The organism is Variovorax sp. YR634 (assembly GCF_900106655.1).
GTDB lineage: Bacteria > Pseudomonadota > Gammaproteobacteria > Burkholderiales > Burkholderiaceae_C > Variovorax.
On the sequence record NZ_FNOL01000006.1, the window covers coordinates 306078 to 326081 of the forward strand.

Annotated in this window: 14 protein-coding genes; 12 read left to right on the forward strand and 2 right to left on the reverse strand. The window is 68.1% G+C overall.

Annotated elements, in window-relative coordinates:
- Positions 1–46: 46 nt before the first annotated feature.
- The gene (locus BLV60_RS34555) at positions 47–205 is read left to right on the forward strand and encodes a hypothetical protein (RefSeq protein ID WP_218132226.1); all 159 of its coding nucleotides are present in this window, start codon (positions 47–49) and stop codon (positions 203–205) included.
- On the opposite strand, the gene BLV60_RS14165 is transcribed toward BLV60_RS34555, so the two are convergent.
- A complete protein-coding gene (locus tag BLV60_RS14165; protein ID WP_093055458.1) occupies positions 202–906 on the reverse strand; it encodes a GntR family transcriptional regulator in 705 nt (234 codons plus the stop codon). The two genes, BLV60_RS34555 and BLV60_RS14165, sit on opposite strands and share 4 nt — an antisense overlap.
- 292 nt (positions 907–1198) lie before the next feature.
- Here BLV60_RS14165 and BLV60_RS14170 point away from each other — a divergent pair, with 292 nt between their 5' ends.
- The 11 genes from BLV60_RS14170 (at position 1199) to BLV60_RS14220 (ending at position 19513) form a co-directional block, all read left to right on the forward strand.
- Positions 1199–1939 carry a DUF969 domain-containing protein gene (locus BLV60_RS14170; RefSeq protein WP_093055460.1) on the forward strand — a complete coding sequence of 247 codons (741 nt, stop codon included), beginning with the start codon at positions 1199–1201 and terminating at the stop codon, positions 1937–1939.
- A gap of 2 nt (positions 1940–1941) precedes the next feature.
- Positions 1942–2898 carry a DUF979 domain-containing protein gene (locus tag BLV60_RS14175; protein WP_093055462.1) on the forward strand — a complete coding sequence of 319 codons (957 nt, stop codon included), beginning with the start codon at positions 1942–1944 and terminating at the stop codon, positions 2896–2898.
- Positions 2899–2908: 10 nt separating this feature from the next.
- Positions 2909–3586, forward strand: coding sequence for a pyroglutamyl-peptidase I (gene pcp, locus BLV60_RS14180; protein ID WP_093055464.1), 678 nt, complete (start codon positions 2909–2911; stop codon positions 3584–3586).
- Positions 3587–3603: 17 nt separating this feature from the next.
- A complete protein-coding gene (locus tag BLV60_RS14185) occupies positions 3604–4371 on the forward strand; it encodes a LamB/YcsF family protein (protein ID WP_093055466.1) in 768 nt (255 codons plus the stop codon).
- Positions 4372–4373: 2 nt separating this feature from the next.
- Complete coding sequence (locus tag BLV60_RS14190; RefSeq protein WP_093055515.1) at positions 4374–5966, forward strand: 5-oxoprolinase subunit B/C family protein; 1593 nt, start codon at positions 4374–4376, stop codon at positions 5964–5966.
- Between the two features lie 10 nt (positions 5967–5976).
- The gene (locus BLV60_RS14195; protein WP_093055468.1) at positions 5977–7707 is read left to right on the forward strand and encodes an acetyl/propionyl/methylcrotonyl-CoA carboxylase subunit alpha; all 1731 of its coding nucleotides are present in this window, start codon (positions 5977–5979) and stop codon (positions 7705–7707) included.
- A 4-nt stretch (positions 7708–7711) separates the two neighbouring features.
- The gene (locus tag BLV60_RS14200; RefSeq protein ID WP_093055470.1) at positions 7712–8713 is read left to right on the forward strand and encodes a TRAP transporter substrate-binding protein; all 1002 of its coding nucleotides are present in this window, start codon (positions 7712–7714) and stop codon (positions 8711–8713) included.
- A gap of 293 nt (positions 8714–9006) precedes the next feature.
- Positions 9007–16512 carry a non-ribosomal peptide synthetase gene (locus BLV60_RS14205; RefSeq protein ID WP_093055517.1) on the forward strand — a complete coding sequence of 2502 codons (7506 nt, stop codon included), beginning with the start codon at positions 9007–9009 and terminating at the stop codon, positions 16510–16512.
- A 10-nt stretch (positions 16513–16522) separates the two neighbouring features.
- On the forward strand, positions 16523–17842 hold the full coding sequence (locus tag BLV60_RS14210) for a glycosyltransferase (RefSeq protein WP_093055472.1): 1320 nt from the start codon (positions 16523–16525) through the stop codon (positions 17840–17842).
- A 29-nt stretch (positions 17843–17871) separates the two neighbouring features.
- Complete coding sequence (locus tag BLV60_RS14215) at positions 17872–18093, forward strand: MbtH family protein (protein WP_093055474.1); 222 nt, start codon at positions 17872–17874, stop codon at positions 18091–18093.
- Between the two features lie 172 nt (positions 18094–18265).
- On the forward strand, positions 18266–19513 hold the full coding sequence (locus BLV60_RS14220) for an acyltransferase family protein (RefSeq protein WP_093055476.1): 1248 nt from the start codon (positions 18266–18268) through the stop codon (positions 19511–19513).
- A gap of 192 nt (positions 19514–19705) precedes the next feature.
- On the opposite strand, the gene BLV60_RS34560 is transcribed toward BLV60_RS14220, so the two are convergent.
- A partial coding sequence (locus BLV60_RS34560) for a hypothetical protein (protein ID WP_218132227.1) occupies positions 19706–20004 on the reverse strand: 299 nt, incomplete at its 5' end.

Consider the following 20004-nt stretch of genomic DNA (forward strand, 5'->3'; position numbering starts at 1 on the left):
GGCTGCCATTATTTCAGCTCATCCCGAGAAAGCCGCGGCGAATGCCATGACAACGAATTCCCCTCTGAAGATACGCAAGGCCGTACAGGCCGATCTCCCCGCCATCACCGCCATGCTGGCCGACGACGTGCTCGGCGCAGCGCGCGAGCGCCTGGGGTTCGAGGCCACGCACGAGGGCATGAAGCTCGAACTGGCGGCTGCCTAGTTGTCGATGCCGCTTTCCGGCATCTGCCGCGCGTAGACCGCGAGCACGATGCGCTCGGAATGAATGAGGTAGTCGTTGAGGGACGCCGAGCCCTCGGCGAACTTGCCGGCCTCGATGAGTTCGAGCAGCTTCGTGTTCATGTCCACATAAGGCGCGTGCAAAAACTCCGGGTCCTTGAGCAGGCCGAAGGCCAGCCGAAGCTCGACCAGGATGTGCGCGAACAGCACGTTCAGCCGCTCGCTGTCGGCCAGCTCCACGATGCCCTTGTGGAACTCCATGTTGGCCGTGCCCACGCCCAGCCAGTCGCCTGCGTCGCGGCATTTCAGGGCCATTTCCACCGCCTCGCGCATGTGCTTCTTGGCCGGGTGGCGCGGGTAGGCCTGCGCCAGCGCCTGGCATTCGATGAGGCGGCGCACCCGGTAGATGTCGATGATCGACGCGATGCTCGGCACCGCCACGAACACGCCACGGTTCGGCGCGTGCTTGAGCAGCCCTTCCTTGGTCAGCGTGCGGAACACCTCGCGCAGGGTGTTGCGTGAAATCTCGAAGCTGTCGGCCAGCGCGGCCTCCGACAGCCGCTGCCCCGGCGAGAACTCGCCCTTCACGATCTTCTGGCGGATGAGCTCCGCCACCCTGTCGTTGAGCGTCTGCGCGCCGGCGGCTGGCGAGGCGGGTGAAGTCGGGGAGGCCAGTGGGGTCATGCCGGAAGGGGGTGGAAGGAGCGGGGAGTCCGGGCGTTTGTAGCAGGTTTTCCCCGCCGGACGGCACCCGCGCGGCCGCCGCCCGATGCACCAAGTGTTGACACGCTCAGGGTTTTCATGGGGTCAATCAAGCACTGTTGTTGGGCACACTCACACAAATTGTTCAACAATTTATGAGAAATGAGTGATTCAGATGATTTGAATTGCTCATTCATTGGCACGCAGTTTGCAAGAAGCGGCTTGCCGGCGCCCCCGCGCAAGGTGTCTCCGAATCCAGAACCGAAAGACCAACATGACTCCTGACATCCCTCATCTGTGGCCGCTGATCGGCGTCGCCGTGATCATTGCGGGCTTCATCCTGCGCTTCAATCCGATGCTGGTGGTGATCGTCACGGCCATCGCCACGGCGATCGCCGCGGGCTTCGGCCCGATGGCGATCCTCACGGCCATCGGCACCGGGTTCATCAAGACCCGCAACCTGCCGCTGATCATTCTTCTGCCGCTGGCGGTGATCGGGCTGCTCGAGCGCCACGGCCTGCGCCAGCACGCGCAGAACTGGATCAGCCGCATCAAGTCGGCCACCGCCGGGCGCCTGCTGATCGTCTACCTCGCGGCGCGCGAACTCACGGCGGCAGTTGGCCTGACCAGCCTGGGCGGCCACCCGCAGATGGTTCGCCCGCTGCTCGCGCCCATGGCCGAAGGCGCCACCGAAACCCGCTACGGCAAGCTGCCCGACCGCATCCGCCACAAGCTGCGCGCCTATGCAGCGGCCACCGACAACGTGGGCCTGTTCTTCGGCGAAGACATCTTCGTGGCCTTCGGCGCCATCGTGCTGATGAGCACCTTCCTGCACGAGGCCGGCATCGACGTCGAGCCGCTGCACATCGCGCTGTGGGGCATCCCGACCGCGATTGCCGCCTTCATCATCCACGCCTGGCGCCTGCGCCGGCTCGACCAGTCGCTGGCACGTGAACTGGGCGGCGCACCGGCGTCCGATGCGCCCGCCGTTCCGGCCACGCAGGAAGGCCGCTGATCATGATTCTCTCGATCCAGCACCTCTACATCCTGGTCGGCCTGATCCTCGCGATCACGGCAGTCATGACGCTGGCCGACCGCCAGCACCCCAAGCGCTACACCAGCGCGCTGTTCTGGGGGCTCTATTCGCTGGTCTTCCTGGTCGGCGACAAGCTGCCGCCCGCATGGGTCGGCGTGGGCGCCATCGGCATGGCCGTCATTGCCGGCCTGCGCGGCGTTGGCGCGGGCAAGCACAAGGAGCCCACGCCGGCCGAGTACGAAACCAGCGCCAGGCGCCTGGGCAACAAGCTCTTCATGCCGGCGCTGGCGATTCCGCTGGTCACGGTGATCGGCACCGTGCTGATGAGCAAGGTGAAGATCGGCGACGCCTTCCTGCTCGACCCCAAGAACACCACGCTGGTGAGCCTGGGCGTGGGCTGCGTGGTGGCGCTGGCGCTGGCCTGCTGGCTGACGCGCGAGACGCCGGTGCAGGGCATGCGCGAGTCGCGCCGCCTGACCGACGCGCTGGGCTGGGCCGTGGTGCTGCCGCAGATGCTGGGCATGCTGGGCCTGGTGTTCTCCGACGCGGGCGTGGGCAAGGCCGTGGCGTACATCACCACGAGCTACATCAACATGGACATCCGCTTCGTCGCCGTTGCGGTGTATGTGCTGGGCATGGCGCTCTTCACCATCATCATGGGCAATGGCTTCGCGGCCTTCCCGGTGATGACGGGCGGCGTCGGCGTGCCGGTGCTGGTGGGCGTGTACCACGGCGACCCGGCGGTGATGGCGGCCATCGGCATGTTCTCGGGCTACTGCGGGACGCTGATGACGCCGATGGCGGCCAACTTCAACATCGTGCCGGCGGCGCTGCTGGAGCTGCCCGACAAGAACGCGGTGATCAAGGTGCAGATACCGACCGCGGCCGCGCTGCTGGTGGTCAACATCTTCCTGATGTACTTCCTGATGTTCCGCTGAGGCGCCGAGCATGACGAAGACCACCGATGGCGCGGCGCCCCGCGTGCTGCTCGCGGGCTTCGAGCCTTTCGAGAACGATCCCGTCAACCCCGCGTGGGAAATCGCGCGCTCGCTCGACGGCTGGGCCTGCGAAGGCACCGTGGTGCAAGCGGTGCAGCTGCCCTGCGTGTTCGGCCGCGCCATCGACACGCTCGACGAGGCGCTGGTGGGGCCGCCTCCACGGCTGGTGCTGTGCATTGGCGCGGCAGGCGGGCGCACCGAGATCTCGCTGGAGCGCGCGGCGCTGAACGTCGACGACGCGCGCATTCCCGACAACGCCGGTTACCGGCCCATCGACACCGAAGTGGTCGCCGGCGGCCCGGCGGCCTATTTTTCGACGCTGCCGATCAAGGCCATGGTGCGCGACATGCGCGCGGCAGGGCTTCCATCGGCGGTTTCCAACACTGCCGGCACCTTCGTGTGCAACCACATCTTCTATGCACTGATGCACCGCATCGCGACGAGCCCGGCGCTCGCACACACGCGCGGCGGATTCATCCACGTGCCCTACCTGCCCGAGCAGGCGGCCTCCAAGCCGGGCGTTGCCAGCATGGCGCTGGCCACGCAGGTCGAAGCCTTCCGCGTGGCGATACGCACCGCGCTCACCGTGCGCGACGACGTGCGCGAGACCGCCGGCCGCCTGCATTGATGACCCTGGGACCAACGATGAACATCGACTTGAACAGCGACCTCGGCGAGAGCCTTGGCGTTTGGCGCATGGGCGACGACGCCGCCATGCTTTCCCTCGTGAGCAGCGCCAATGTGGCCTGCGGCTTCCATGCGGGCGACCCGGCCGGCATTCTGCGCACGCTGCGCCAGGCGAAGGAGCGGGGCGTTGCCGTCGGCGCTCACGTGGCCTACCGCGACCTGGTGGGCTTCGGGCGCCGCAACATGGACGTCGACAGCGCCGACTTGCGCGCCGACGTCATCTACCAGATCGGCGCGCTGAAAGGCCTTGCCGCCGCCGCCGGCACCACCGTGCGCTACTTGAAGCCGCATGGCGCGCTCTACAACACCATCGCCCACGACGAGCGCCAGGCGCGCGACGTGATCGCTGCCATCCGCGAGATCGACCCCGGCCTGTGCCTGGTGGCGCTGGCGGGCTCGCCGCTGCTGGGCTGGGCGCGCGGCGAAGGCCTGCGCGCCGTGGCCGAAGCCTTTGCCGACCGTGCCTACACGCCGCAGGGCACGCTGGTGTCGCGCCGCGAACCTGGCGCCGTGCTGCACGACGCCGACGAAGTGGCCGCGCGCATGCTGCGGCTGGCCACCGACGGCGTGGTCACGGCCATCGACGGCAGCACGGTGCGCATCGAGGCCGAATCGGTCTGCGTGCACGGCGACAGCCCGGGCGCGGTCGAGATGGCGCGGCAGGTGCGCGCGCGGCTCGAACAGGCAGGCGTGACGATCCGCTCCTTCGTGGATTCAGCCGCATGACGATGCGCTTCCTGCCGGTCAATTTGAACGCCGTGCTGGTCGAGCTCGACGACCTGCCGCAAACCCTCGCGCTGCTGGCCTCGCTGCGCGCCGAACCCATCGCGGGCGTCGAAGAACTGGTGCCTGCGGCGCGCACGTTGCTGATCACTTTCCGCCCGGCCGCCATCACGGCCGATGAACTGGTGCGGCAGGTCGGCGGGCGGAGCCTCGACGCGCGCGAGACGCGCATCGACAAGCGCATCGAGATTCCCGTGCGCTACGACGGTGAAGACCTGGCCGAGGTGGCCGGTCTGCTGGGCATCACGCCCGAGGAGGTGGTTCGCCGCCACACCGGCAGCGACTACACCGTCGCCTTCACCGGCTTCGCGCCGGGCTTTGCTTATCTCTCGGGCGGACACCCGAGCCTGAACGTGCCGCGCCGCACGGTACCGCGCACGCGCATTCCGGCGGGCGCGGTCGGCCTTGCGGGCAGCTTCAGCGGCGTCTACCCGCAGGCCAGCCCTGGCGGCTGGCAGATCATCGGCATTACCGATGCGCCGATGTGGGACCTGGCGCGCGAGACGCCGGCGCTGCTGCAGCCGGGCGACACGGTGCGCTTCGTGGATGTCACCGGATTGCCGCAGGCTGTGCCTGTGACCGTGGCGCCTGTGCCTTCGCAACCCGCTGCCGTGGAAGGCGGCTGCGCCTTCGAGATTCGCGCTGCGGGCCTGCAGGCACTGCTGCAGGACTTCGGCCGGCATGGCCAGGCCGGGCAGGGCGTGTCGGCGTCCGGCGCGATGGACCAGCGATCGCTGCAGGCGGCCAACCGGCTGGTCGGCAACGCTTCGGACACGGCCTGCGTGGAGATTGCCTATGGCGGCTTCCAGCTGGTTTGCCGTGGCGACGCGGTGGTGGCGATCACGGGTGCGGACGGCCCCGTCACGCTGACCCGTGCCGATGGCGCGAAGTGGCCGCTGCCGCGCTACCAGCCCATCGCGCTGGCCGATGGCGACGTGTTTGCGCTCGGCGAGCCGCAGGCCGGCATCCGCAGCTACATCGCCGTGCGCGGCGGCTTCGACATCGCGCCCGTGCTGGGCAGTCTCTCGACCGACACGCTGGCCCGCGTCGGCCCGCCAGCCATTGCCACGGGCGACGTGCTGCCCGTACGTGCGGTCGCCACCGGCGCCGTGGTCGGTGCGCCCGAAACGCCACCGGCGGACCTGCCCACCGTGCCGGAAGAAGTCGTGCTCGACATCGTGTTCGGCCCGCGCACCGACTGGTTCACGCCCGATGCGGTCGAGCTTCTGTGCAGCCAGCCGTGGGTGGTCACGCCGCAATCGAACCGCGTCGGCATCCGGCTCGCGGGCGAGGTGCCGCTGGCACGCGCCAATCACGCGGAGCTGCCCAGCGAGGGCACGGCGCGCGGCTCGATCCAGGTGCCGCCCAGCGGCCAGCCCGTGCTGTTCCTGGCCGACCATCCGCTGACCGGCGGCTATCCCGTGATCGCCTCCGTCGCCACCCACCACCTCGACCGCGCGGGGCAGATTCCCGTGAATGCGCGCGTCCGCTTCAAGCCGATGGCCGACGCCGGCTTCGTCGAAACCTTTGCACCGTGAGAGCCTCCAGATGAAAAAACTCCTGATCGCCAACCGCGGCGAAATTGCCGTGCGTATCGCACGCGCCTGTGCCGACCACGGCGTGCAATCGGTCGCGGTGTATGCCGACGCCGACCTGAATGCGCTGCACGTTCGCATGGCCGACGAGGCCTATGGGCTCGATGGCAACAAGCCCGCCGACACCTACCTGAACATCGGCAAGCTGCTGGCGGTGGCCGCGCGCAGCGGCGCCGATGCGGTGCACCCGGGCTACGGCTTTCTCTCGGAGAGTGCCGCGTTCGCGCAGGCCGTCATCGACGCCGGCCTCACGTGGGTCGGCCCGTCGCCGGCCGCGATCGCGATGCTGGGCGACAAGGTGCAGGCCCGCAAGCTCGCGATGAAGGTCAGCGCGCCGCTGGTCGCGGGCACGGCCGATCCGGTGAAGAACGCTGGCGAGGTGCTTGCCTTCGCCGAGAAGCACGGATTGCCGGTCGCGATCAAGGCCGCGTTCGGCGGCGGTGGCCGCGGCATCAAGGTGGCGTGGCGACTCGACGAGGTTGAAGGCCTCTACGAATCGGCGGTGCGCGAGGCCGTCACGGCCTTCGGTCGCGGCGAGTGCTATGTCGAGCAGTTCCTCGACCGCCCGCGCCACGTCGAGGCGCAGGTGCTGGCCGACACGCACGGCAACGTGGTGGTGCTCGGCACGCGCGACTGCTCGCTGCAGCGGCGCAACCAGAAGCTGGTCGAAGAGGCGCCCGCGCCCTTCCTGAGTGACGAGCAGCGCGAACGCATTCACCAGTCGGCACGCGACATCTGCGCGGAAGCCGGCTACACGGGCGCCGGCACGGTCGAGTTCATGCTGAGCGCGAGCGGTGCGATCTCTTTTCTCGAAGTGAACACGCGGCTGCAAGTGGAGCATCCGGTGACCGAGGAAACCACGGGCATCGACCTCGTGATCGAGCAGCTGCGCATTGCCGAAGGCCTGCCGCTGTCGATCAGGCAGACGCCGGTGCCGCGCGGCCATGCCTTCGAGTTCCGCATCAACGCCGAGGACGTGGGGCGCGGCTTCATGCCTTCGCCCGGGCCGGTCAAGGTGTTCGATGCGCCTTCGGGCCCCGGCGTGCGTGTCGATGCCGGTGTGGATGCCGGCTCGCAGGTGCCGGGCACCTTCGATTCGCTGATGGCCAAGCTCATCGTCACTGGCGCGACGCGCGAGCAGGCCATTGCGCGGGCGCGCCGTGCGCTGAAGGAGTTCCGCATCGAGGGCCTGCCCACGGTGCTGCCGTTTCATCGTGCCGTGATGGCGCACCCCGACTTCGTGTCCGGCGATGCCTTCAAGGTGCACACGCGCTGGATCGAGACCGACTTTGCGAACGGCGAGGCCGCAGCTATGCGGCCGGACCCGTTGCCCGATGCAGCCCTGCTGCGTATGTCGATCGAGGTGGATGGGCGGCGAATGTCGCTGGGCCTGCCTGCCGTGCTGCTGAGCGGGCTGTCGGCGGCCGCTGGCGGCGCGGGCGCTGCACCGGTTGAAGCGGCAGCAGTGGTGGACGCCGCTGCAGTGGCCGCGCCGGTCTCCGGCACGGTGCAGGGCTGGAAGGTCGCCGATGGTGACGAGGTCGCAGCGGGCAGTGTCATTGCCGTGATGGAGGCGATGAAGATGGAAATGCAGGTGCTCGCGCATCGCGCGGGGCGCATCGCGTTCTCGGTCGCAGCGGGCGGCTACGTGGCGGCCGGCGCCGCCATTGCGACCATCGGCTGAGGCCATGAGCCAGCCCCTCATCACCCGCCGGACCTTCGCACTGCTGGTGGGCGGTGCGGGCGCCTTGTCTTCCGCCGCATCTGCCGCTCCCGGGGCGACGGTGTGGCGGCTGGCCACCGGCTATCCGTCGGAAAACTTCCACACGGCTAATTTGCTGGCCATGGCGAAGGAGGTCGAGCGCTCGGCTGCAGGGCAATTGCGCATCGAGATCCACGCCGGCAACTCGCTGTTCGCGTTGAACGCCATCCGCGCGGCGGTGCAGGACGGCAAGATCGAGGCCGGCGAAGCCATCATGAGCAGCCTTGCTGCCGACGTGCCGCTGGCCGGCGCCGATTCCGTCCCGTTCATCACCAGCAGCTATGCCGACGCGCAACGGCTCTGGCGTATCCAGCGTCCCCTGATCGAACAGGCCTTCGCCGAGCGCGGGCTGCGCGTGCTCTACGCCGTGGCGTGGCCGCCGCAGGGCCTGTATTCGACCAAGCCGCTCGGCGCGATGAGCGACCTGCGCGGCATGCGGATGCGTGCCTACAACGCCACCACCGCGCGCATCGCGACGCTGATGGGGGCGGTGCCCGTCGACGTGCCGGCCACCGAACTCGACAAGGCGCTGGCGGAAGGCCGTATCGACTGCATGATGACCTCCGCCGTCACGGGCGTGGAGAGCCGGGTGTGGCAATCCATGCGCTTCTTCTACGAGATCAATGCCTGGTTTCCCAAGAACCTCGTGTTCGTCAACGACAAGGCCTGGAGCGCCCTCGAGGCGCCTTCGCGCGATGCGCTGAAGGCCGCCGCTGCAGCCGCCGAACTGCGCGGCTGGGCGAACAGCGCTGCCGCAGCAGCACGCTCCATGGACGAATTGCGGCGCAACGGCATGAAGATCGAGCAGGTGCCCTTCCTGTTCAGCCGTGACCTGCAGCGCCTTGGCGAGCACTTCTCGCTGGACTGGGTCAAGCAGGTGGGCGTAGCCGCCAACGGCGTTTTCATTCCGTATTTCGACAAGCGGTGAGGCGGCGAACAGAGGGAAGACCCTACTCGTCGCTGAAGAAGTTGCTGCACCGCAACATGCTTTTGTAGCGGTTTTTTTCCGCAATACGACTAAAGATTCCCAATTCCGGAAACCGCGAATTGGGTGATCGCTTTGCGATGAAATCTTTCGCGCTCAAAGCTCCACGTGAAATGTTTTCACTCGGAAAGCTGTCTCTGAAATTGTTGAAACAGCTTGTACATTGATTCGGAGTTTGCGATTGTTTCCTGAGGGATTCGATCGCTGCCGATTCAATTCAAGACGTGGAGAAGTTCATGAGCACGGTCGATCCCCAGGGCGCCGCATCTGCCCTTACCTCGGGTCAGATGGCGATGTGGCTCGGCGCGAAATTCGCCTCGCCCGACACCAACTTCAATCTCGCCGAAGCCATAGAAATCGACGGCTGGATCGATCCCGCCGTCTTCATGGCCGCCATGCGGCAGGTGACCGAAGAAGCCGAGGCCACGCGCCTGAGCTTTGCCGACACCCCGCAGGGGCCGCGCCAGATCGTCGCGCCCGCTTTCATGCGCGAAATGCCTTACCTGGACTTCAGCGGCGCAGAGGATCCGGCCGCCGCCGCGCAGTCGTGGATGCACGCCGACTTCAGCCGCAAGGATGACCTGGCGCGGGACCAGCTCTGGATGTCCGCGCTGATCCGCATCGCGCCCGAGCGCCACATCTGGTACCACCGCAGCCATCACATCGTGCTCGACGGCTTCGGCGGCGGCCTGGTTGCGCGCCGCTTCGCCGATGTCTACACCGCACGCATCAACGGCACCGAGGTGCCTGAGGCTTCGCGCATCGCGCCCATCTCGCAACTGGCCGAGGAAGAGAAGGCCTACCGCGAGTCCGGCCGCTTTCCGCGCGACCGCCAGTACTGGACGGAACGCTTCGGCGACGCGCCCGATCCGCTGAGCCTTGCTTCGCACCGCTCGGTCAACGTTGGCGGGCTGCTGCGCCAGACGGCGCACCTGCCGGCCGCCAGCGTGCGGGCCCTGGCGGACATCGCGCAGCAGCTGGGCACCACGCTGCCGCAGATCCTGATTGCCACCACCGCGGCCTACCTGTACCGCGCCACCGGCATCGAGGACATGGTGATCGGCATTCCCGTCACCGCGCGCCACAACGACCGCATGCGGCGCGTGCCCGCGATGGTGGCAAACGCATTGCCGCTGCGGCTCGCGATGCGCCCGGACCTGCCGGTGCCTGAGCTCATCAACGAAGTGGGCCGGCAGATGCGGCAGATATTGCGGCACCAGTCGTACCGCTACGAGCACCTGCGCAGCGACCTGAACATGCTGGTCAACAACCGGCAGCTGTTCACCACCGTGGTCAACGTCGAGCCCTTCGACTACGACTTCCGCTTTGCCGGGCATGCCGCCAAGCCGCGCAACCTGTCCAACGGCACGGCCGAGGATCTGGGCATCTTCCTGTACGAGCGCGGCAACGGGCAGGACCTGCAGATCGACTTCGACGCCAATCCGGCGGTCTACACCGCGCAGGAGTTGGCCGATCACCAGCGCCGGCTGCTCGCCTTCATGACGGCAGTGATCCGCCAGCCCGACCAGGCCATCGGCCACATCGACCTGCTGCAAGCCAGCGAGCGCGAGCAACTGCTGGTGACGTGGAACGACACGGCCCATGCGGTGCCCGACACCCATCTCACCGCGTTGATCGAGGCACAGCTTGCCGCCAACCCGCAGGTCATCGCATTGCGCTTCGCCGGCGAGGACATGCGCAACGACGAGCTCAACCGGCGCGCCAACCGTCTCGCGCACCTGCTGCGCGAACGCGGCGCGGGCCCGGAGCGCACCGTGGCGCTGGCCATTCCGCGTTCGCTGGACTTGATGGTGGCCTTGCTTGCCACGCTGAAGACCGGCGCCGCCTACCTGCCCGTCGACCCGGACTTTCCGCAGGACCGCATCGCCTTCATGCTCGGCGACGCGCAGCCGGTGTGCCTGGTCACCACCGCAGCGCTCGCGGAGTCGCTGCCAGCCGAAGCTCCGAAACTTCTGCTCGATGTAGCGCAAACGTTTGCGGATCTGGCGAATTGCGCCGAAACCGATCCCGCCGTCGCGATCGATCCCTCGCACCCGGCCTACGTGATCTACACCTCGGGCTCGACCGGAAAGCCGAAGGGCGCGGTCGTGTCGCACCGCGCCATCGTCAACCGCCTGCGCTGGATGCAGGACCGCTACGGCCTGCAGGCCGACGACCGCGTGCTGCAGAAGACGCCGTCGAGCTTCGACGTGTCGGTGTGGGAATTCTTCTGGCCGCTGATCGACGGCGCCACGCTGGTGCTGGCAAAGCCGGGCGGCCACAAGGACGCGGCGTACCTCGCGGGGCTGATCGCGGACGAAGGCATCACCACGATCCACTTCGTGCCGTCGATGCTGGAGGTTTTCCTGCTCGAACCCATGGCCGCCAATTGCACCTCGCTGCGGCGCGTGATCTGCAGCGGCGAGGCCTTGTCGCCCGCGCTGCAATCGCAGTTCCAGCAGATCCTGCCGTGCGAGCTGCACAACCTCTATGGGCCAACCGAGGCCGCTGTCGACGTCACTTCGTGGGAGTGCCCGCGCACGCCCGAAGACGAGCCGTCGTCGAAGAGCGTGCCTGCCGTTCCTACCGTTCCGATCGGCCGCCCGATCTGGAACACGCAGATGCACGTGCTCGACAGCGGCCTGCAGCCGGTGCCGCCCGGCACGACCGGCGAGCTGTACATCGCGGGCATCGGCCTGGCGCGCGGCTATCTGAACCGCCCGCTGCTGAGCGCCGAGCGCTTCATTGCCAACCCGTACGGCGAACCCGGCAGCCGCATGTACCGCACCGGCGACCTCGCGCGTTGGCGCGCCGACGGCAGCCTGGACTTTCTCGGCCGTGCCGACCAGCAGGTGAAGATCCGCGGCCTGCGCATCGAGCCGGGCGAGATCGAATCGGCGCTGCTGCAGCATCCGCAAGTCGCGCAGGCCGCGGTGATCGCGCGTGAAGACGTGCCGGGCGAGAAGCGCCTTGTGGCCTACGTCGTGGCGGCCGATGCGGCCGACCCGCAGGCAGCCGAGCTGCGCACCCACCTCGCGCAAACGCTGCCCGAGTACATGGTGCCCTCGGCCTTCGTCGGCATGCCGGCCTTGCCGCTGGGCCCGAGCGGCAAGCTCGACCGCAAGGCGCTGCCGCCGCCCGAACTGCAGGCGGCCACGCCTTATGCCGCGCCTCGCACGCCCACCGAACGCATCCTCGCGGGGCTCTGGGCCGAGACGCTGCACCTGCCGCGCGTCGGCATCAACGACAACTTCTTCGAGCTCGGCGGGCACTCGCTGATGATCGTGCAGCTGATCTCGATGATCCGCCAGCAGTTCATGATCGACCTGCCGCTGGACACGCTGTTCCAGGTCTCCACCATCGCCGGCCTCGCGGAGCTGCTGGACCAGGCCTCGCAGGCGCGGCCCAGCCTCACGCCGATGCCGCGCCCGGCGCGCATTCCGCTGTCGTTCGCGCAGCGCCGCCTGTGGCTGATGAACCAGCTCGAGAACTCGAACCCGGCCTACAACATGCCGCTGGCCCTGCGCCTTTCGGGCGTGCTCGACCGCGATGCGCTGCAGGCCGCGCTGGACGACCTGGTGCAGCGCCACGAAAGCCTGCGCACCATCTACCCGAACGAAGACGGGCTGCCGTACCAGCAGATCCTCGATGGCGCACAAGCGCGCGCGCTGCTGATCGAAGCCGACAGCAGCGAAGACGAGATCGCTGCCCAGTTGCACGCCGCGGCACGCCTCGGTTTCGACCTCGGCAACACGGCCCCCTTGCGCCCCCACCTGTTCAGGCTGGCCGCCGACGAGCACGTGCTGCTGCTGCTGACGCACCACATCGTCGGCGATGGCGCCTCGCTGCTGCCGCTGGCGCGTGACCTGAGCATCGGCTACGCCGCACGCAGCGAAGGCAAGGCGCCCGGCTGGTCGCCGCTGCCGCTGCAATATGCCGACTACGCGCTGTGGCAGCAGGAACTGCTCGGCAGCGAAGACGACGCCGAGAGCATGGCCGGCCGCCAGCGCGAGTTCTGGCGCGAGACCCTGCGCGACCTGCCGGAGCGGCTGAGCCTGCCGGTCGACCGTCCGCACCCGGCCGTTCCCAGCTACCACGGTGACGTGGTGCCGGTGCAGATACCGGCGCACGTTCACGAGCGCATGCTGCAGCTGGCGCGCGACGGCCAGGCCAGCGTCTTCATGGTGCTGCAGGCCGCGCTCGCGGGCTTGCTGAACCGGCTGGGCGCGGGAGACGACATCGTCATCGGCACGCCGGTTGCCGGCCGCAGCGATCATGCGCTGGACGACCTGATCGGCTGCTTCGTCAACCCGCTGGTGCTGCGCACCGACACCTCGGGGCAGCCGGGCCTGCGCGACTTGGTCGCGCGGGTGCGGGCCACCAACCTTGCCGCGTACGCGAACCAGGAGTTCCCGTACGACCGGATCGTGGAACTGCTGCGGCCGCAACGCTCGGGTGCCAACCTGCCGCTGTTCCAGGTCATGCTGGGATTCCAGCAGGGCGGCAACCGGTTGTCGTTCAGCCTGCCCGGCCTGTCGATCACGCCGCAGCCGGTGGCCGTGGACACCGCCAAGTTCGACCTGTCCTTCATCCTCGACGAACTGCGCGGCGCCGATGGTCTGCCGGGGGGCATTGCTGGCGGCATCCAGTACAGCACCGACCTGTTCGACCGCAGCACCGTCGAAGCCATCGCGGCGCGACTGGTGCGCCTGCTGGAGCAGGCCTGCGACGCGCCCGACGCCGCGCTGGGCAGCCTGGACATCCTGAGCGAAGAGGAAGACCAACGCCTGCTTGCCGACTGGAGCGGCAGCACGCTCGACATCGCGCCGCTCTCGCTGGCCGCCATGGTGGAGTCGCACGCCGCCGCGCGTCCGAATGCACCGGCGGTGGTGCTCGACGGCGCGACCGTCAGCTACGCCGCGCTCGACGTGCGGGCCAACCGGCTTGCGCACCTGCTGCGGGGCCGGGGCATCGGCGCCGGCGCCATCGTTGCGACGGTGTTGCCGCGTTCGCTCGATCTCGTCGTGGCGCACCTTGCCATCGTGAAAGCAGGCGCGGCCTACCTGCCCATCGACCCGAATCACATGGCCGGGCGCAGTGCCTTCGTGTTCGGCGAGGCGGCGCCCGCGGGCGTGTTGACCCATGCATCGCTGCTGCCGGAACTGGCCGGCATTCCGCATTGCCTGGCGCTCGACAGCGACGAGACGGTCGCCGCACTGGCGATCCAGTCTGACGACCCCGTGGCGAAGTCGCGAGCGGTCGATGCGCGCGATGCCGCCTACGTCATCTACACCTCCGGCTCCACCGGCCTGCCCAAGGGCGTGGTGGTGCCGCATGCAGGCCTGAGCAGTCTCGGCGCGTCGATGGCGCAGCGCTTTGCCATCGGCCACGACTCGCGCGTGCTGCAGTTCTCTTCCAGCGGCTTCGACGCTTCGGTGATGGACCTGCTGATGGCCTTCCACGCCGGCGCCGCGCTGGTGGTGCCGTCGCCGCAGCAACTGCTGGGCACGGAACTGGCCGAGCTGCTCGAGCGCCAGGCCGTGAGCCATGCGCTGATTCCGCCCGCCGCGCTGGCAACCCTGCCGCACGGCGAATTCCCGCATCTGCAGACGCTGGTGGTGGGCGGCGATGCCTGCCCCGCCGCGCTGGCCGCGCGCTGGTCGCAAGGCCGCCGCATGATCAATGCGTACGGCCCGACGGAGATCACCATCTGCGCGAGCACGAGCGCGCCGATGAATGCCGAAGAGCAGCCCTCCATCGGCCAGCCGGTCTGGAACACGCGGGTGTACGTGCTCGACGACAGCCTGCAGCCGGTGCCACCCGGTGTCGCGGGCGAGCTCTACATCGCCGGCAGCGGGGTGGCGCGCGGCTACCTGAACCGCCCGCTGCTCAGCGCCGAACGCTTCATCGCCAACCCCTTCGGCGAACCCGGCAGCCGCATGTACCGCAGCGGCGACCTGGTGCGCTGGCGCGGCGACGGCAGCCTCGACTTCCTGGGCCGCGCCGACCAGCAGGTGAAGATCCGCGGCTTCCGCATCGAGCTGGGCGAAATCGAATCGGTGCTGCTGCAGCACCCGCTGGTGACGCAGGCGGCCGTGATCGTCCGCGAGGACGTGCCGGGCGAGAAGCGCCTCGTGGCCTACGTGGTCGCCGCGGCCGATCCGCAGCCGATCGAGTTGCGCGCCCACATGGCGAAGGCGCTGCCCGACTACATGGTGCCCTCGGCCTTCGTCCACCTGCCGTTCCTGCCGCTGACCCAGAGCGGCAAGCTCGACCGCAAGACATTGCCGGCGCCCGAGCAGCAGGCTGCGGCACCGTATGCCGAACCTCGCACACCCACCGAAAGGCAACTGGCCGCGCTCTGGGCCGAGACGCTGCACCTGGAACGCGTCGGCATCCACGACAACTTCTTCGAGCTCGGCGGGCATTCGCTGATGGCCATCCAGCTCGGCATGCGCATCCGCCAGCAGGTGCGTGCGGACTTCCCGCACGCCGAGGTCTACAACCGACCGACCGTCGCCGAACTCGCCGCGTGGCTCGACGACTCTGCCGGCACGGCCGAGGCGCTGGACCTGTCGCGCGAACTCGATCTGCCCGCGCACATCCGCAGCCAGGATGCTTCGCCGCCGCTGGCTGCAAAGCGCGTGTTCCTGACCGGCGCCAGCGGCTTCGTCGGCAGCCACCTGCTGGCTGCGCTGCTGCGCGACACATCGGCCTGTGTGGTCTGCCACGTGCGCGCCGCCGACGAAGAGGCGGGCAAGCGCCGCCTGAAGCTCACGCTGGCCCAGCGCCAGCTCGGCGCGATCTGGGACGACACGCGCATCAAGGTCGTCACAGGCGACCTCGGCAAGCCGCTGCTCGGCCTCGACGACAGCGCCGTGCAACTGGTGCGCGACGGCTGCGACGCCATCTACCACTGCGCCGCGCAGGTCGACTTCCTGCATCCTTATGCCAGCCTGAAGCCCGCCAATGTCGACAGCGTGGTCACGCTGCTCGAGTGGACGTCGCAGGGCCGGCCCAAGAGCATGCATTACGTCTCGACGCTGGCGGTGATCGACCAGAACAACAAGGACGGCACGGTCACCGAGCAGTCGGCTCTCGCTTCGTGGAGCGGGCTGGTCGACGGCTACAGCCAGAGCAAATGGGTCGGCGATGCGCTGGCCCGCGTGGCGCAGGCGCGCGGCATGCCGGTCGCGATCTACCGGCTGGGGGCGGTCACCGGCGACCACACCCACGCGATCTGCAACGCCGACGACCTGATCTGGCGCGTGGCGCATCTCTATGCCGACCTGGAAGCGATTCCCGACATGGACCTGCCGCTCAACCTGACGCCGGTGGACGACGTGGCGCGCGCCATCCTCGGCCTTGCGGGCCAGCAGGCGTCGTGGGGCCAGGTGTTCCACCTGATGAGCCAGGAGGCGCTGCGGGTGCGCGACATTCCGCCGGTGTTCGAGCGGCTCGGCATGCGGCTCGAACCGGTGGGGCTCGAGCCCTGGCTGGAGCGGGCGCATGCACGGCTCGCCGTGGGGCAGGACCGCGACCTTGCCGCGGTGCTGGCGATTCTCGACCGCTACGACACCTCGGCCACGCCGCCGCAGGTCAGCGGCGCGGCCACGCATGCACAGCTCGAAGCCATCGGCGCGGCGATCCGCCCGGTGGACCGCGAGCTGCTGCAGCGCTACTTCGTCGACCTCGGCATCGACACCAAGGCACGCCGTGCCCTGGAAACCAGCGCTTCATAGGAGACCCGACATGGCACGCTATCTCATCGCGGCAACCGCATTGCCGGGACACGTGTTGCCGATGCTGGCCATCGCCCAGCATCTGGTGAACCTCGGGCACGAGGTGCGGGTGCACACCGCGAGCCGGTTCCGGGCGCAGGCCGAGGCCACCGGCGCGAGCTTCACCGCCTTCGACGCCGCGATCGACTTCGACTACCGCGAGCTCGACCAGCGCTTTCCGCAGCGCCAGCGCCTGCCCTCGGCGCATGCGCAGCTGTGCTTCGGCCTGAAGCACTTCTTTGCCGACGCCATGGCCGCGCAGCGGGCCGGCCTGGGCGCGATCCTGGAGAACTTCGAGGCCGACGCCATCGTGGTCGACACGATGTTCTGCGGCACCTTTCCGCTGCTGCTGGGGCCGCGCGAGCATCGCCCGGCGATCGTTGCCATAGGCATCTCGGCGCTGCCGCTGTCCAGCTGCGACACGGCCTTCTTCGGCACCGCGCTGCCGCCGTCGTCCACGCCGGAAGGGCGCGTGCGCAACCGGGCGATGAACGCCAACCTCAAGCAGGCGATGTTCGGCGAGGTGCAGCGCTACTTCGATGCGTTGCTGACATGCGCAGGCCTGCCCGCGCTGCCGGATTTCTTCATCGACGCCATGGTCAAGCTGCCGGACCTGTATCTGCAGCTGACGGCGGCGTCTTTCGAATACCCGCGCAGCGACCTGCCCGCCTCGGTGCGTTTTGTCGGCCCGCTGCTCGCGCCCGCCAGCCGCGACTTCACGCCGCCCGACTGGTGGCACGAGCTGGACGACGGCCGCTCGGTCGTGCTGGTCACGCAAGGCACGCTGGCCAACCAGAACCCGGCGCAGCTGATCGGTCCGACCCTGCAGGCGCTGGCCGGGGCGAAGGACATCCAGGTCATCGCCACCACCGGCGGCCCGCTGCCGGCCGCGCTGAACATGGCGGTTCCCGCCAACGCCCGCGTGCTGCCGTTCCTGCCCTACGACCGGCTGCTGCCCAAGGTGCATGCGATGGTGACCAACGGCGGCTACGGCTCGGTCAACCATGCGCTGAGCCTCGGCGTGCCGCTGGTCGTGGCCGGCGCCACCGAGGAAAAGCCCGAGATCGCCGCGCGCGTGGCGTGGTCGGGCGCGGGAATCAACCTCGGCAACGGCCAGCCGAGCGCACGCCAGATCGGCGACGCCGTGCGCAGGCTGTTGAGCGAACCCAGCTACCGCCAGCGTGCGGGCGCGCTGCGCGAGGACTTCGCGCGCCATCACGCATTGACCGAAATCACCGCGGCCCTCACGGCGCTGCGCGAGGCAGCCCCCGAGTCCGTGGAAATGGCTTGAACGCCTGAACCCATTCAAGGAAATCGACCATGAGCAACCCGTTTGACGACAAGAACGCCACCTTCCTGGTGCTGGTAAATGAAGAAGGCCAGCACTCGCTGTGGCCGAGCTTCATCGAGGTGCCCGCCGGCTGGCAGGTCGCGCTGGCCGCGACCGACAGGGCGGCCTGCAGCGCCTTCATCGAGGCGAACTGGACCGACATGCGGCCGCGATCCCTTGCGGCCATGGACCTCGATGCCGCCAAGGCATGAGGGTGTTTGCCCTGCATCGGCGCGGCGCTGCCTGGGCATATGCGTCGCGGTTCCGGTCGCCTGCTGCCGATGACTTGAACAAGGAACGCACCGAGCCGGCGGGGGGAGGGGCCAGCGTTCTTGCGAAGGCGCCTGGAGCAAGAAGGCAACAACAGGGCAGGCCGCGCCAGCGATGAGCGTCTTGTCCGTCTGGCCGTATTTCGTGCTCGTGCTGGTCGTGCTCGGTGCGCAGGCGCTGCCGGTTTTCCGCGCGGCCGACGAACCACCGCAGCGCGACCAGCGCACCGCCACGCTCGACGGGCTGCGCGGCTTTCTCGCGCTGAGCGTGTTCGTGCACCACCTGACGGTGACCCACGGCTACATCGAGCGCGGCGAATGGACGTTTCCACACTCGGGCTTCCACACCCTGCTCGGGCAGGTCGGCGTGACGGTCTTCTTCATGATCACCGGCTTCCTGTTCTGGGAGAAATTGCTCGACGCCAAGGGCAGGCCGGACTGGACGAGCCTCTACATCGGCCGGCTCTGGCGCATCGGGCCGATGTACCTGGTGGCGGTGGGCCTGATGTTTCTCATCGTCGCCTGGAGAACCGGGTTCGAGCTCAAGGAGCCGGGCTGGTCCGTGCTGGGCGAGATGCTGCAGTGGCTGGCCCTTGGCATCGTGCCGATGCAGCCCGACATCAACGGCTATGACGGGACAAGGTTCATCCTCGCGGGCGTGACCTGGACGGTTTTCGTGGAATGGCTGTTCTACGGATCGCTCCGGCTGATGGCACCGCTCGCGCGCGGCGGCCGAACGCCGCGCTTCGTCGCCGGTGCCTTGCTGCTGTGCCTGCTGGTGCTGACGTTCTCCGCGCTTTCGCCGGACGGTTCGCTTTGGCACCCGACGCTTTTGCTTGTGGTCGGCGCCCTGGCGTGGGTGCTGGCGTCGTTCCTCATGGGCATGCTGTCGGCTTGGCTGATCCGTCGCGATGGCGCGAGCATGGCGAGGCTGCGACTGCCGGAATGGGCGGCTTCGTTGCTCGCACTGGTCTGCCTGGGCGCCGTGTTCCTCTGGTTCGAGCACATGGTGGGGCCCATTCAGGCCCTGCTGCTCTGGGTCTTCTTCCACCTGGTCTGCCGCGGCAGCACTCTGTTCGGCCTGCTGGCCACGCGCGCGGCCCGGCGCATGAGCACGGTGAGCTACAGCATCTATCTGCTGCAGGGGCTCGTTCTGACCGTGGTCTTCGCGGCACCGCCGGTGCGCGATTTCGCGATGACCGGCGCGCTGCAGTACTGGCTGGTGGGCATCCTCTGCGCGCTGCTGCTCGTGGCGGCCTCGGTCGTCAGCTACCGCCTGGTCGAGAAGCCGGGTATCGCGCAAGGCAAGCGTGCGCGATCGGGCCTGCGCCGGCTGCCCGCCGCACAGGGCGCCCGGCCCTGAGGGGGGCGGATCTGCGCTCTCCAAGACCTAGTGATTCCTAACAGAGTGTTAAAAAAAATCGACGTTTCTATTGGGTTTGGCGCCCTGCTGCCCGGTGGCCCTTGATTGCAGAGTGTTAAATCTGAAAGTGCCATCAGATTTCGGTGTGACGCGCTCCTAACAGAGTGTTAAAAAATCGAGAGCTTATTGAAGCTAGACCCCCTTCGGGACGAAACCCATTCGTCTTGGAGGAGAACTACGGCGCGGTCGATACAACTGAGCTGCTGTTGGGGAGTTTTGGAGCTTCGGAGCTTCCGCTTCAGACTGATGGTGGAAGTTCAGGCTTGCCACGGTGAACGTCTGCTGCATCGCATTCCAGTCGCTGACCTGTTGATTGCCGCCGAAATTTGACCAGCTGGGGGTGCGGATAAAAACTTGGACTGGTTTTATGTTGCAAGTCCAAGGCTCACCCGGTATTCGATAGGGCTGAGAGAGCCAAGGGAGATCTTGAT

Coding starts and splice junctions, on each gene's coding strand:
- BLV60_RS34555 (WP_218132226.1), top strand. CDS start 47: ATGACAACGAATTCCCCTCTGAAGATACGCAAGGCCGTACAGGCCGAT.
- BLV60_RS14165 (WP_093055458.1), bottom strand. CDS start 906: ATGACCCCACTGGCCTCCCCGACTTCACCCGCCTCGCCAGCCGCCGGC.
- BLV60_RS14170 (WP_093055460.1), top strand. CDS start 1,199: ATGACTCCTGACATCCCTCATCTGTGGCCGCTGATCGGCGTCGCCGTG.
- BLV60_RS14175 (WP_093055462.1), top strand. CDS start 1,942: ATGATTCTCTCGATCCAGCACCTCTACATCCTGGTCGGCCTGATCCTC.
- pcp (WP_093055464.1), top strand. CDS start 2,909: ATGACGAAGACCACCGATGGCGCGGCGCCCCGCGTGCTGCTCGCGGGC.
- BLV60_RS14185 (WP_093055466.1), top strand. CDS start 3,604: ATGAACATCGACTTGAACAGCGACCTCGGCGAGAGCCTTGGCGTTTGG.
- BLV60_RS14190 (WP_093055515.1), top strand. CDS start 4,374: ATGCGCTTCCTGCCGGTCAATTTGAACGCCGTGCTGGTCGAGCTCGAC.
- BLV60_RS14195 (WP_093055468.1), top strand. CDS start 5,977: ATGAAAAAACTCCTGATCGCCAACCGCGGCGAAATTGCCGTGCGTATC.
- BLV60_RS14200 (WP_093055470.1), top strand. CDS start 7,712: ATGAGCCAGCCCCTCATCACCCGCCGGACCTTCGCACTGCTGGTGGGC.
- BLV60_RS14205 (WP_093055517.1), top strand. CDS start 9,007: ATGAGCACGGTCGATCCCCAGGGCGCCGCATCTGCCCTTACCTCGGGT.
- BLV60_RS14210 (WP_093055472.1), top strand. CDS start 16,523: ATGGCACGCTATCTCATCGCGGCAACCGCATTGCCGGGACACGTGTTG.
- BLV60_RS14215 (WP_093055474.1), top strand. CDS start 17,872: ATGAGCAACCCGTTTGACGACAAGAACGCCACCTTCCTGGTGCTGGTA.
- BLV60_RS14220 (WP_093055476.1), top strand. CDS start 18,266: ATGAGCGTCTTGTCCGTCTGGCCGTATTTCGTGCTCGTGCTGGTCGTG.